This is a genomic window from Flavobacterium sp. IB48, assembly GCF_016405855.1.
GTDB classification, from domain to species: domain Bacteria; phylum Bacteroidota; class Bacteroidia; order Flavobacteriales; family Flavobacteriaceae; genus Flavobacterium; species Flavobacterium ginsengisoli.
The window spans coordinates 160299-173987 of sequence record NZ_JAEFCA010000003.1; the positions used below are offsets into that span (position 1 = coordinate 160299).

The 13689-nt window shown below is 32.8% G+C and carries 12 protein-coding genes; 4 read left to right on the forward strand and 8 right to left on the reverse strand.

Annotated elements, in window-relative coordinates; all coding sequences use genetic code 11:
* Nucleotides 1-57: 57 nt before the first annotated feature.
* A complete protein-coding gene (locus JC605_RS11375; RefSeq protein WP_198856302.1) occupies nucleotides 58-936 on the reverse strand; it encodes a hypothetical protein in 879 nt (292 codons plus the stop codon).
* A 98-nt stretch (nucleotides 937-1034) separates the two neighbouring features.
* Here JC605_RS11375 and JC605_RS11380 point away from each other — a divergent pair, with 98 nt between their 5' ends.
* Nucleotides 1035-2072, forward strand: coding sequence for a formimidoylglutamase (locus JC605_RS11380; protein WP_198856303.1), 1038 nt, complete (start codon nucleotides 1035-1037; stop codon nucleotides 2070-2072).
* A gap of 136 nt (nucleotides 2073-2208) precedes the next feature.
* Nucleotides 2209-3456: a DEAD/DEAH box helicase gene (locus JC605_RS11385; protein ID WP_198856304.1), complete on the forward strand. Its 1248-nt coding sequence runs from the start codon at nucleotides 2209-2211 to the stop codon at nucleotides 3454-3456.
* On the opposite strand, the gene JC605_RS11390 is transcribed toward JC605_RS11385, so the two are convergent.
* The 3 genes from JC605_RS11390 to aroC all read right to left on the reverse strand — a co-directional run bounded on the left by JC605_RS11390 (nucleotide 3453) and on the right by aroC (nucleotide 8135).
* Nucleotides 3453-5636: a response regulator gene (locus tag JC605_RS11390; protein WP_198856305.1), complete on the reverse strand. Its 2184-nt coding sequence runs from the start codon at nucleotides 5634-5636 to the stop codon at nucleotides 3453-3455. The genes JC605_RS11385 and JC605_RS11390 overlap by 4 nt on opposite strands.
* A gap of 125 nt (nucleotides 5637-5761) precedes the next feature.
* Nucleotides 5762-7024: a dicarboxylate/amino acid:cation symporter gene (locus tag JC605_RS11395; RefSeq protein WP_198856306.1), complete on the reverse strand. Its 1263-nt coding sequence runs from the start codon at nucleotides 7022-7024 to the stop codon at nucleotides 5762-5764.
* Nucleotides 7025-7076: 52 nt separating this feature from the next.
* Nucleotides 7077-8135 carry a chorismate synthase gene (aroC, locus tag JC605_RS11400; protein WP_198856307.1) on the reverse strand — a complete coding sequence of 353 codons (1059 nt, stop codon included), beginning with the start codon at nucleotides 8133-8135 and terminating at the stop codon, nucleotides 7077-7079.
* Between the two features lie 188 nt (nucleotides 8136-8323).
* On the opposite strand from aroC, the gene JC605_RS11405 reads away from it, so the two are divergent.
* On the forward strand, nucleotides 8324-9145 hold the full coding sequence (locus tag JC605_RS11405) for a UDP-2,3-diacylglucosamine diphosphatase (RefSeq protein WP_095930510.1): 822 nt from the start codon (nucleotides 8324-8326) through the stop codon (nucleotides 9143-9145).
* A 139-nt stretch (nucleotides 9146-9284) separates the two neighbouring features.
* Complete coding sequence (locus JC605_RS11410) at nucleotides 9285-9782, forward strand: hypothetical protein (protein WP_198856308.1); 498 nt, start codon at nucleotides 9285-9287, stop codon at nucleotides 9780-9782.
* A 182-nt stretch (nucleotides 9783-9964) separates the two neighbouring features.
* Here the strand turns inward: JC605_RS11410 and JC605_RS11415 are convergent, their stop codons facing one another.
* The 4 genes from JC605_RS11415 to JC605_RS11430 all read right to left on the reverse strand — a co-directional run bounded on the left by JC605_RS11415 (nucleotide 9965) and on the right by JC605_RS11430 (nucleotide 13554).
* Nucleotides 9965-10390 carry a protease complex subunit PrcB family protein gene (locus JC605_RS11415; protein ID WP_198856309.1) on the reverse strand — a complete coding sequence of 142 codons (426 nt, stop codon included), beginning with the start codon at nucleotides 10388-10390 and terminating at the stop codon, nucleotides 9965-9967.
* Nucleotides 10391-10404: 14 nt separating this feature from the next.
* Complete coding sequence (gene bshA, locus JC605_RS11420) at nucleotides 10405-11550, reverse strand: N-acetyl-alpha-D-glucosaminyl L-malate synthase BshA (protein ID WP_198856310.1); 1146 nt, start codon at nucleotides 11548-11550, stop codon at nucleotides 10405-10407.
* Between the two features lie 673 nt (nucleotides 11551-12223).
* Complete coding sequence (locus tag JC605_RS11425) at nucleotides 12224-12706, reverse strand: ABC transporter ATPase (protein ID WP_198856311.1); 483 nt, start codon at nucleotides 12704-12706, stop codon at nucleotides 12224-12226.
* A gap of 56 nt (nucleotides 12707-12762) precedes the next feature.
* The gene (locus tag JC605_RS11430; RefSeq protein WP_198856312.1) at nucleotides 12763-13554 is read right to left on the reverse strand and encodes a (Fe-S)-binding protein; all 792 of its coding nucleotides are present in this window, start codon (nucleotides 13552-13554) and stop codon (nucleotides 12763-12765) included.
* Between the last annotated feature and the right edge of the window lie 135 nt (nucleotides 13555-13689).

The window sequence follows — 13689 nt, forward strand, 5'->3', positions numbered from 1 at the left end:
GGTCTGTGAAAATCACAGACCTTTAATATCTAAGTGGTATTTTTCCCTTCGGCAGAATTATCTTAAACTGAAACTAGTTTTAGAAACTAACTCATCATTATCAAAAACATTGATAAAATAAGTTCCTTTAGCAAAATCTTTTCCTGGTAAATCTTCACTAACTTGAACAGTTTTATTTTCATATTTTACTGTAGTTTTGAAGCTATAAGTTAATGTATTGTCTCCAAAGTTTTCTGTTTTCTTTTCGCCTAAAACATTGTTTTTAGCATCGATAACTTGAACATAATACGTTTTATCTCCAGATTTTGCAATTTGATTTTCAGCAATTGTAAAACTAACTTTCAACATATCAGCACGGCTTGCTTTATCTGTTTCGATTTGTTTCCCAGAGCTTTTCAATTTGTAAGCTGAAGTTTTTGTATTTAATACAGATAATTTAGAACCTTTTTCTACAGTTTTAGCTAATTCTTCGTTTTGACCAACTAATACTTCGTTATATTTTTTAGATTCTCCTAAAACTACAATAGTACTATCTCTTTGAGTAGTTAAAACACCATTTTGTTTTTTCAACTCATCATTTTCAGCAACTAAAGTTTTCATTTTGCTTTGCATTGCTTGAACTTGAGATCTGTATTTAGAAACATCTCCTTTAGACTTGTTCAAATCATCCATTAAAGCAACTACTTTGTCTCTCTCTTGAATTAATTCGTCAGACATAGAAGTGTTTTCAGCAATAGCAGCATCATAAGTCGCTTTTAACTCCTGTAAATCTTTCATTACAGATTCTTTTTCAGTCAAGGTTGTTGTAAGTTCAGTTTTAACCACCTCTGTATCAGAAGATAATTTAAAAATATACACTAAGCTACCGATCAGTAGGACTGCTAAAACCGCGATTACCGCCTTTAGACTTGAATTGTTGTTCTTTGGGTTTTCCATATTTAAATAATTTTCTTTAATAACAAATTTAAGAATTAATATAAGGTAATAACGTAAGTTTCTACAATTATATTATTTTTGGAAAATAAATTTTTTTCATGGAAAAATTAATCCCATTCACTATAAATGATTTAGCAAAAATCACAAATCACAGAAGTGGTGAAATAAAGTTCGGAGAAAAAATGATTGTCATTCCGCCAGGAATTGATAAGATTAATTTTATTAAAGAAAGTGAAGCTAAATATGTGCTTTTAGGAATTCCTGAAGATATTGGTGTTCGTGCCAATTACGGAAGACCTGGAGCTGCTTCTGCATGGCAATGCGCTATAAAAAGCATTGCAAACATTCAGCACAATCGTTTTGCTAAAGGAAGCAATATTATTATTCTAGGACATATCAATGTTGCTGACGAAATGCGTGAAGTTGAAAACTTAGATTTTAACGACATTGACGACCGTTCCAAATTAAGCCAGCTAGTTGAAAAAATAGACAAAGAAGTTTCTCATATTATTTTTACCATAATTAAAGCTGGAAAAACACCAATTATTATTGGCGGAGGCCATAATAATGCTTACGGAAATATTAAAGGCGCTGCACTTGCAAAAGGAAAACCTGTAAATGCCATTAATTTTGATGCGCATTCTGATTTTAGAATTTTAGAAGGCCGTCACAGCGGAAATGGATTTTCATACGCTTACGAAGAAGGTTTTTTAAAGAAATATTTCATTTTTGGTCTGCACGAGAATTACACGTCAAAAAGTGTTTTAGATATTATTAAAAAATTGGAAGACCGCGTTCGTTACAATACTTACGACAGTGTCAACATTAGAAAAGAAAAAGACTTTAATCGTGAAATGATTACAGCTTTGGATTTTATTAAAAATGATGCTTTCGGAATTGAAATTGACTTAGATGCAATTCCTAATATCGCCAGTAGTGCCATGACAATCAGCGGATTTTCTGTTGAAGAATTAAGGCAATTTGTTTCTTTCTTTGCAGAACATAAAAATGCCACATATCTGCATATTTGCGAGGGTGCGCCAGATTTAGACAATTCTCCAAACAATAATTTAATTGGCAAATTAATTGGTTATTTGGTAACCGATTTTATCAAAGCTAACATAGAACCTGCTTGATTTTAAATATTCTATTTGATTATGCTATAAGGCCTCTTTGCCAAATAAAAGCAAATTCAAACAAACGATTGAACGAATAAACATATCTTTGCACAGCATTTTAGTAATTAAAACTAAAATACTAAATACCAAAGATATGTTATTCGAAGATCTATCACTTTCAAAAAGTATACAAAAAGCCGTATTTGAAGAAGGCTATTTAAATCCGACTCCAATTCAGGAAAAATCAATTCCTATTGTTTTAGAAGGTCGTGATTTAATTGGCTGTGCGCAGACAGGAACAGGAAAAACGGCAGCTTTTGCTATTCCAATTATACATCAACTACACCGAATTGTCGGTTCATCAAAAAAAGCAAAAGTAATTCGCGCCCTTGTAGTTACACCTACTCGCGAACTTGCTGTGCAAATTGGACAAAGTTTTGACACTTACGCAAAATATACCAACTTAACGCAACTGACTATTTTTGGAGGAGTTTCTCAGAATCCACAAGTTGATGCTTTAAAAAACGGAGTTGATATATTAATTGCCACTCCAGGACGTTTGCTTGACCTTCATAAACAAGGTTTTCTTGATTTAAATCATTTGCACACTTTAGTGTTAGACGAAGCCGATCAGATGTTAGATATGGGGTTTGTTAACGATGTCAAAAAAATCGTAAAACTAACTCCAAAAAACAGACAAACTTTACTTTTCTCTGCAACTATGCCAATTGCAATTCGCGAATTGGCAGAAATGTTTCTTCAAGATCCAGCACAAGTAGAAGTTTCTCCCGTTTCATCTACTGCAGAAAATGTAGAGCAGCGTGTTTATTTTGTAGATAAAACCGAAAAAAGAAACTTGCTTTATACTTTAATTAAAGAAGAGAATTTATCTAACGTGCTTGTGTTTTCACGTACAAAACACGGTGCAGATAATGTTGTTAAAGCACTTCGCAAAAAAGATATTCCCGCAGAAGCGATTCATGGAGACAAATCTCAAAATGCAAGACAAAGAGTTCTAGACGCTTTTAAAAATAAAGAAGTTGGAGTTCTAGTTGCAACTGATATTGCTGCAAGAGGAATTGATATCGAACAGCTTCCTTATGTAATCAATTTTGATTTGCCTAATATTCCTGAAACTTATGTTCACCGTATTGGCCGTACTGGTCGCGCTGGAAACGGCGGAATTGCGATTTCTTTTTGTGGAAAAGACGAACTTCCGTACTGGAAAGACATTCAGAAATTAATTAAGGTTGATGTAAAAACAATTGCAGATCATCCGTATCAATGGCATTCTGGAAGTCCGGAAGCTGGAGAAAAGCCTAAAAGCTCAAACAGAAGCGGTGGCGCTCATAAATCGAGAAAATCAAATAATGCTAAGAAAAATAAAAAACGCTGGTACTAAACAGCGTTTTTTTCGTTTATCAAGAAATTGATTATTTTAAATAATTTAACTGGCTCAAAAGGTTTAATTATAATATCGTTCATTCCAGACGAAATTGCTTCATCTGTAATTTCATCTTTATCAAAAGCCGTTAAAGCTACAATTGGAGTTTCTATTCCTTGAAGACGTATTCTTTTCGTAGTTTCAAATCCGTTCATTAAAGGCATATTGATATCCATTAAAATCAAATCAAAAGTTTCGTCTTCTAAAATTTTAAGTGCAGCAAAACCATCGTCAACAACTTTACAAGCATAATTGTTTTTTTCAATAATCTTTTTGGTAACAAGCTGATTGATCAAATTGTCTTCAACGACTAAAATTTTATAAACTTCGCTCGAAGTTAAATCCACTTCAATCTCATCAATAATACTTTTTGTTTTAGCCAAATCGTGCTCAAAAGCAATTGTAAACGAAAATGAAGTTCCTTTTCCTAAATCACTATCCAAAGTAATACTGCTTCCAAAAAGACCTAAAAGCCTTTTAACAATACTAAGTCCTAAACCTGTACCTTGATAATCTTCATCTTTTCGGCCAACTTGAACAAACTTTTCAAAAATCTTGTTCTGATCTACAACCGCAATTCCAATTCCGTTATCTTTTATCAAGAAATCCAAATAATGGAGCTTCCCTTCTACCTTATTTAGTTTTATGATAATTTCAACTTGCCCGTCTTTAGTAAATTTCAACGCATTGCTAACCAAGTTCATTAAAATCTGAGCCAGACGCAATTTATCTCCAATTAAATATTCTGGAATATGTGGATCAATATCAATAGAAATGCTATTATTATTTTTCTGCGAAAGAAAAGAAAGCGAATTCTTGATTACCGTAATTTCGTCAGAAATATTAAAAGTCAAGTTTTCCAGAACGATTTTGTTTTCTTCAATTTTATTGATCTGCAAAATATCATTTACGAGCGACAGCAAATATCTAGCAGAAAACTTTAGAGAACTTAAATGCTGACTTCTCGAAATTTCTTTATGCTCTTCTAGCAGCATATTTGTAATTCCGACAACTCCATAAAGTGGCGTCCTTAATTCGTGGCTTATCGTCGATATAAATTGAGTTTTAAGCAAAGAGGCTTCTTCTGCAATTTCTTTAGCTTTAAGAAGCTCTAAATTGTGTTTTTTCTTATATCTGATGTTCTTTACTAGAGTGACAATTAAAATTAGAAGAATTAGCGAAATCAAAATAAAAAGAATTACAATGATTTTTGATTTTCTCAAACTCTGAGATTGTTCTACTTTTTCTCCTTCAACTTTATCAATCTGCCTTTTATATTCATCCAACTCAAGACTTAAACCGGCTTGAGATGCTCTTTTAAGCTTTTTAACATCATACAAGTTATCCGAAAGATTATAATGATTAACCAGAGCGCCGTAAGCTTCTTTGTGTTTATTGATTTTATTTAAAAAATGAGAATATTCTAAATAAGCATGCGCCAGATCTGATTTTTCTTGACATTTTTTTCCTGCTTCAATAGCACTTAAAAAATAGGCATTGGCAGCCTTATCATCCTTTATATGACTAGAATAAATACCGTTCAGCATATCAACAATAACTTCTGTCGATCCGTCGTTGTATTTTAATTTAGTGCTGTTAACATATTTTAAAAAAAGATGTCCTTGATTGAAATTTCCAATATCAAAATAAGCCCAAGCAATATTGACATTAGTAAAATAAACTTCCTTTAAATCATTAATTTTCAAAGCAAAAGCGACCGCTTTCTTATAATTTCGAATCCCTTCATCAAATTGCTTCTTTTCAAAACAATACATATTCCCTAAATTATTATAGAGAAGGCATTTTATAGAATCATTATTGGTTTTATTAGCGTAGTAGAGACCTTTCTTATAGAAAAAAATAGCTTTATCAAACTCTGTTAATTCGTTATAATTGGCCGCAATAATATTATAGGAACGAGCAATAAGACAATAATCTTTTATTGCTGTTGCGGCGTTTAAGGCTGCTCTGGAATAAATGAGTGATTTTTCGAAATTAGCTTCCCTAAAATTCAAAAGTGCTTCTTTTACAGTCTTATCAATTTTAGGATCGAGATTACAATGAGATTGCGCAATTGCCGAATTGGCAAAGCAATTCAGAACCAAGAATAATAGTAAAAAAATCCGTTTTTGGGGCATTAATCGGCTAATTTGATCAAATATACACTTTAAAATAAAAAAAAGCTGCATTTCATAAAAAAATACAGCTTTTTAAATATTATTTCAATAACTAAGATAAAAAAATTAAAATCTCAGTGCTTTTATTATTCTTTATTGTCTTCCCATTGTCCTACAACAGAAGTTGCCAATGCATTTCCTAATACATTTGTTGCACTTCTAAACATATCGCAGAAGTGATCAATTGGAAGAATTAATGCAATTCCTTCAATCGGAATATCAAACATACCACATGTTGCAGCAACTACAACCAAACTTGCACGTGGCACACCTGCAATACCTTTACTAGTAAGCATTAAAACTAAAAGCATCGCCATTTGTGTTCCTAAATCTAAATGTACATTATAGAACTGAGCAATAAAGATACTTGCAAAAGTCATGTACATCATACTTCCGTCAAGGTTAAACGAATATCCAAGCGGTAACATAAAAGAAACAATTTTATCTTTTACCCCAAAAGCTTCTAACTCTTCTGTTAATTTAGGAAATACAGCTTCACTACTTGTTGTACCAAAAGCGATTGCCAAAGGTCCTGTAATACGTCTTAACAATTCTGTCATTCTACCTTTAAGGAAAATATATCCTATTAAGATTAAAATTACCCAAAGTGTACTGATACCAATTAAAAATGAACCAAAAAACTTAAAGTAAGTAATAACCAATTCCTCAGCATCACGAATCGCAAACACACCTGCAATGGCGCCAAAAACTCCAATTGGAGCAAACTTCATTACATAGTTTACCATTTTCAAAACGATATGCGACAGTTTATCAAAAGCACCAATGATTGGTTTTACAGTTTCTCCTAAAGAAGCTGCTGCCAATCCGAAGAAAATAGAAAAGACTACAATCTGCAGGATTTCATTAGTTGCCATTGCTTCAACAATACTTTTTGGCACAATATGCTCAACAAAATTGTCAAAAGATAGATTTTGTGTTTTACCAGTAACTTCAGAAGCTGCTGCCATATCAACGTGTTCTAGTTTTAAACCAACACCTGGCTGCAAAACATTTACGTAAAACAATCCGATTAAAAGAGAAATAAATGAAGCTGTAAAAAACCACCCAATAGCTTTTCCTCCAATTCTTCCAACGGTTTTAATATCTCCTAATTTTGCAATTCCTACTACCAAAGTGGTAAAAACTAATGGAGAAATAATCATTTGCACCAAACGAATAAAAATCGTTGCTAGCATTTTGATTTTGCCACTAAATAACTGTGCCGCTTCTGGCGAAATAGTGTTGTGCAATATAATGCCTAAAACGGCTCCTAGAACCATCGCAATTATAATTTGCCCTGTTAATCCCGAAAGAAATGATTGTTTTTTAGTTTCTGTAACTTCTTGCATTAAATTATTTTTTAATTATTAAAATATAAGACCCTCACTGTCTTACCTTTTATTAATATGTTTTGTTGATTAAATAAAAATCTGCCAAAACAATTGCTGCCATCGCTTCTACGATTGGCACTGCGCGAGGCACTACACACGGATCATGACGTCCTTTTCCTGTCATTGGTGTAATGTTACCTTTATTATCTAAAGAATCTTGAGTCTGCATAATAGTTGCAACTGGCTTGAATGCTACTCTGAAATAAATATCCATTCCGTTGCTTATACCGCCTTGAATTCCGCCTGATAGATTTGTTTTTGTAGTCCCGTCAGGATTGTATAAATCGTTATGTTCACTTCCTTTCATTTCAGAACCAGAGAAACCGCTTCCGTATTCAAAACCTTTTACTGCATTAATAGAAAGCATTGCTTTTCCTAATTCTGCATGAAGCTTATCAAACACAGGTTCTCCTAAACCAACAGGAACATTTTGAATTACACAAGTTACAACACCTCCGACAGTGTCTCCTTGTTTACGGATATCACGAATATATTCTTCCATAATCGCTGCAGATTTTTCATCTGGACAACGAACAGGGTTGCTTTCAATTTTAGAAAAATCCAATTCCTGATAAGGTGTATCTAAATGAATTGGACCAACAGAAGAAACATAAGCATTGATTTTAATTTCAGGCAACATTTGTTTTGCAATTGCACCTGCTACTACTCTAGTTGCTGTTTCTCTTGCAGAACTTCTTCCGCCACCACGATAATCACGTAAACCATATTTCTGATCATAAACATAATCAGCATGGCTTGGTCTGTAGTTATCTTTTATATGAGAGTAATCGTCTGATTTTTGATTGGTATTGGGAATAATGAAACCAATTGGAGTTCCAGTTGTTTTTCCTTCAAATATTCCTGATAAGAATTGAACGCTGTCTGGTTCTTTTCTTTGTGTAACAATTGCTGACTGACCTGGTTTTCTTCTAGCCATATCTACTTCAATTGCTTCAAAATCTAATTGTATTCCTGGAGGGCATCCATCAATAATTCCGCCTAAAGCTTCACCATGAGATTCCCCAAATGTAGTTACTTTATATAGTGTGCCGAAGCTGTTTCCTGCCATTGTGTTTTGTTTTGAGCAAATGTAAGTTTTATGAATTAAATTAAAAAATTTAAAACTGGTATTATTAACGAAACATTAAATGGGATAAAAATCACAATTTGGTAAAATTACCCACTTTTTGATAACCTTTTAATAAAATCAAACTTCACAAATTTTTATTCATTTGTAAAACTTCAAATCAAGAAAAATTGAAAAAAAGAAATGTCGAATTGGTCATCCTTTCTGATGTCCATTTAGGAACTTACGGAAGTCACGCCAAAGAATTAAACAACTATCTTTCAAGCATTAAACCCAAAACTTTAGTCTTAAATGGCGATATAATTGATGCTTGGCAGTTTCGTAAATCGTATTTTCCAAAAGCGCATTTACGAGTTATTCAGCGCATAATCGGAATGGCTTCTAAAGGAACAAAAGTCTACTATATTACTGGAAATCACGATGAGATACTTAGAAAATTCAGTGATATGAATATGGGAAATTTTGCTCTTGTTGATAAATTAGTTTTAGAATTAGATGATAAAAAAGCCTGGATTTTCCACGGAGATGTCTTTGACGCATCTGTTCAGCATTCAAAATGGATTGCAAAGTTGGGCGGATTAGGTTATGATTATTTAATTTTAATGAATCGATTTGCTAACTGGTGTCTGGCAAAACTAGGACGCGAGCCTTATTCTTTTTCGAAAAAAATAAAAGCAAGCGTTAAAAAAGCAGTAAAATTTATTTCTGATTTTGAAACCACTGCAACAGATCTAGCTATTGAAAAAAACTACGATTATGTAATTTGCGGACATATTCATGAACCAAAAATCGTAACCAAAGAAAACAAACATGGTTCTACTTTATACCTGAATTCTGGCGACTGGGTAGAAAATTTAACTGCGTTGGAATACCATAAAAAACGCTGGAAACTGTTTTCTTATAAAGCTAGTAATTTTGCTGAAGAAGAAAATCTTTTAGAAATGGAAGACCTTATCACTTCTCAGCTAATTTCTTCGATAATACTAAAATAGGGCTCTCAGAAACAGTTTTTTAAGAATTTTAACGCTTCAAATTTCTAAAAATGTAAATTATATAACAATTTTCAAAAATATTATACGTTCTCTATCTGACTGTAATAATACATTTGAAAAAAATTAATTAACCATTTTTATGAAAAAGATACTTTTATCTGCCATTATGCTTCTTGGTTTAGCATTTACGGCTCAATCACAAGAAATTTCGAAAAACGCATTAGGATTACGTCTTGGGGACAATAACGGATTTGGAGGAGAAATATCGTACCAATTAGGATTAAACCAAAAGAACAGACTTGAGTTCGATTTAGGTTGGAGAAATAGTAGAGACGTCGACGCTGTAAAAGGAGTGGCACTTTACCAATGGGTTTGGAACATTGACGGAGGCTTTAACTGGTACGCTGGTGTCGGTGGAGGTTTAGCTTCTTGGAATTACGATTACTACAATAACAACTACAAATATAAAGATAGCGGAACTTATGTTTTTGCTGCTGGAGATATCGGTATTGAATATAGATTTAAAGAAGTGCCAATTACTTTGTCTTTAGACGCGAGACCTGAAATTGGTTCTGGATATTATGATGATGATAATTTTGGATTTGACGTTGGTTTAGGCGTTAAATTCAGATTCTAATTAAAATAAAAAATAATTGTAAGAAGAAACCTGTCGTTTAAAAGCGACAGGTTTTTTTTTATGGTTTTAAAAGAAATTTAAAAAAAAGCTTCGACTCCGCTCAGCCTGACAAACTTTGAAATCGCTTTCTAAAAACAATCAATGTCAGGCTGAGCGGAGTCGAAGCCAAGTTTAATTTAATTTTATTTAATAATAATTTCTTTCTTAGAATGAATTTTCACCACTGTATAAGGATATGAAATAACCTGCATCGTCATTGCATCTTTTGCCGGACTATTTTCTTTTACCGTAATAATGATATTCTTATCTGTTTCTTCTACTTTCTCAACATCAATAGAATAACCGCTTGTATTTTTTTCACCCATATTCAAAATTACATAGTTGTAATCTTGAACATCTGGATCTTTCATCTTATGAGCCAAATTTGGATCATTTTCAAGCATTTTAATTTCATTGGGCTCGGTCAAAATTTCGAAGAATTTAATATTTCCACCGCCGTCCGATTGCTTTGTCAAAACTTCATACAATGCTGCATTTGAACTTTCCACTTTTTTTACTCCACACGAAATCAAAATAAAAATCGCTAAAACAGAAATTACTTTTTTCATTTTATCCTTTTAAATTAGTGCTTTTCATACTTGTAATCATCAATTGCTTTTTGATATAAAGCCTCATATTTAGGCAGAATATTTTTGATGTCAAATTTTCTTGCTACTTCAAGAGCATTTGCTTTAAACTGACTCAAGACCGCATCGTCTTTTAAAATTTTTAACGCGTTTTCGGCCATTTCTTCAACATTTCCAACATTGCTTAAATACCCCGAAAAACCATCAAAATTAACCTCAGGCAAACCTCCAGAATTACTAGAAATCACAGGAACACCGCATGCCATTGCTTCCAATGCTGCCAAACCAAAACTTTCAGTTTCTGAAGGCAGTAAAAACAAATCAGTCATGCATAAGATTTTATCAATTTCGTGGCTATTTCCAAAGAAAATCACTTTATCTAAAATTCCCAATTCTTGACATAGAATTTCAGCTTTTTCTTTTTCAGGTCCATCACCAACCATCATTAATTTAGCCGGAATTTCTTTCTGAATATTATAGAAAATCTTAATAATATCTGGAATGCGTTTAACCTTTCTAAAATTACTAATATGAGTAATAATGCGTTCATTCTCATTTGCCATTACATAACGATGACAAGGTGCACTTGGGTCTTTTTTAACTTTATCTAATTCGATAAAATTCGGAATCACTTTGATTTTATTCTTGATTTTAAATAATTTCAAAGTATCATCTTTCAAACTCTGAGAAACCGAAGTCACATAATCTGATTTATTGATGCTAAATGTTACCGCTGGTTTATAAAATGGATGATTTCCAACAAGTGTAATATCTGTTCCGTGAAGCGTTGTAATCATCGGAAGATTAATTCCTTCGTTTTTCAGCATTTGTTTTGCCATATAACCCGCATAAGCATGAGGAATAGCATAATGCACATGCAAAAGTTCTATTTTGTACAACTTAACCATATCGACCAATTTGCTCGATAACGCTAATTCATAAGGCTGATAATGAAACAATGGATATTCCGGAACATTTACTTCGTGGTAATGAACATTCGGATTTAAAAGTGCCAATCTAACTGGCTGACTGTATGTGATAAAATGTATTTCGTGTCCTCTTCTGGCTAACTCGAGACCTAACTCGGTGGCTACTACACCACTACCTCCAAAAGTAGGATAACAAACTATTGCTATTTTCATGGATAAAATTTAATTCTACGAAAATACTCAAAAATAGCGTTTAATTAACCGTTTAAATTGTTAGATTTTTGACAAAATTAGATTAACTCTGGTTGATAAATATTTTTTAGAAGCAGAACAATATCGGTCAAAACAACATTAGTCCCGCTGTCCGCTAAATTCCCGATCAACAAAAACTACGGCTAAAAAAGCCTTGTTTTTCTAAATCGGGAGATACCGCTCCCATCGGGGCTAGATTAGACGTTTTTGTTTTCATAAGAACCTTTCTTGCCTACTTGCCAAAGTTTAAAACCAAGATTGTAAGAAACATTAGTATTACACAAAATAACCACAATCATTGTCATTTCGACGAAGGAGAAATCTCAACAAGTAGCTCCGCAACGAAAAACCAATCTTTGTCGAGCTTCTAACGGAGATTTCTCCTTCGTCGAAATGACAAAAATGCGCAAACCGACTTTATAATTCATCCCTTACAAAAGTTCTTTAAGCAACGAAACCCGACAGGTTTTAAAAACCTGTCGGGTTTAATTCACAAACAGCATTACCCAACTTTGACAAAGTTCCTTACACAACTAAACCTAACAGGTTTTAAACTTGAAACCTAAAACTTGAAACCATAAAAAAAAGGCACAAAATCTAAATTTCATGTCTTTTAAATATATTTTAAACACTCTTAAAAAAACCTGCTGTGCCAGCTATCAGCTGCAGGAACTTCCCAAGACTCATTGAATTCTTCAATATTGTTTACCAAGTTATTGAAAACAATTGTATTCTCAGAAACCGATTTATCTTTTACCATTTTCTTGAAATCAATTAATGGTTTATGCGCAATATGTTCGCCTAGTTTAAAAGTAACATTCATTTTATCCAATAAATCAACATTGTACTTTTTCTCTAAACTTTGAATAAATTCAACAGAACTATCAATAGAACAACCTGTAGCAGCTTGAGCATCTTGATTTACTGCCAATATTATAAATCTATTGTATTTTAACAAAAAAGAAGCTTCTAGACTTGTGCCGTGCGCAGCCCATTGTTCTACAAAAGCTTTTAAATCTGTTTCGATTTCAGAAAACTCTTCCTCAGAAAATTTTCTGTTCGACTGGTAAATCCAGACTCTAGATTCACCTGGTAAATTTTCAAAAGGTATATACATTTTTAATTTTAGATTTTAGATTGTTGATTTTTAAGATTTAGTCTTAGAACCTCAGACTACAAATCCTGTGCATTTGCAATTAATTCTGCAATATCCAACACTTTAACCTGTCCTTCTTTTTCTTGATGCTTAATACCATCTGTCAACATCGTATTACAGAACGGACAACCAGCAGCAATAATATCTGGTTTTACTTCTAATGCATCTTCTGTACGAAGAACGTTTACTTCTTTATTTCCAGGTTCAGCATCTTTAAACATCTGTGCTCCTCCTGCTCCACAGCATAAGCCATTTGCTTTAGAACGTTTCATTTCGACCAATTCAACGTCTAATTTCTGAATTAAATCTCTTGGCGCTTCGTAAACTTTATTTGCTCTACCTAAGTAACAAGGATCATGAAAAGTGATTTTTTTACCTTTAAATTTTCCACCTTCAACAGTTAATCTTCCATCATCAATTAATGATTTCAAAAATTCTGTATGATGAATCACTTCGTAGTTTCCTCCTAATTCTGGATATTCATTTTTTAACGTATTAAAACAGTGCGGACAAGCTGTAACGATCTTTTTAGCTTCATAAGCATTCAAAACCTCGATATTCATCATAGCTTGCATCTGAAACAAAAACTCATTTCCAGCTCTCTTTGCAGGATCTCCAGTACAACTCTCTTCTGTACCTAAAACTGCAAAAGAAACATTAGTACGGTTTAAAATACGTACAAACGCTTTAGTAATTTTTTTTGCTCTATCATCAAAACTTCCTGCGCAACCTACCCAAAACAAAACCTCTGGTTGTTTTCCTTCGGCAAGCATTTCTGCCATTGTTGGTACTACTAAATTTTCTGACATTTCTCTCACTTTTGTTTAATCGGTTAATCGTGAAATTGTTTAATTGCTAAAAGCAGCATGACAATTCTATAAAAACCGAAATATTATTTTAAAATCGATCAAACGGTTAAACAACTAACCGATTAAACAATAAAT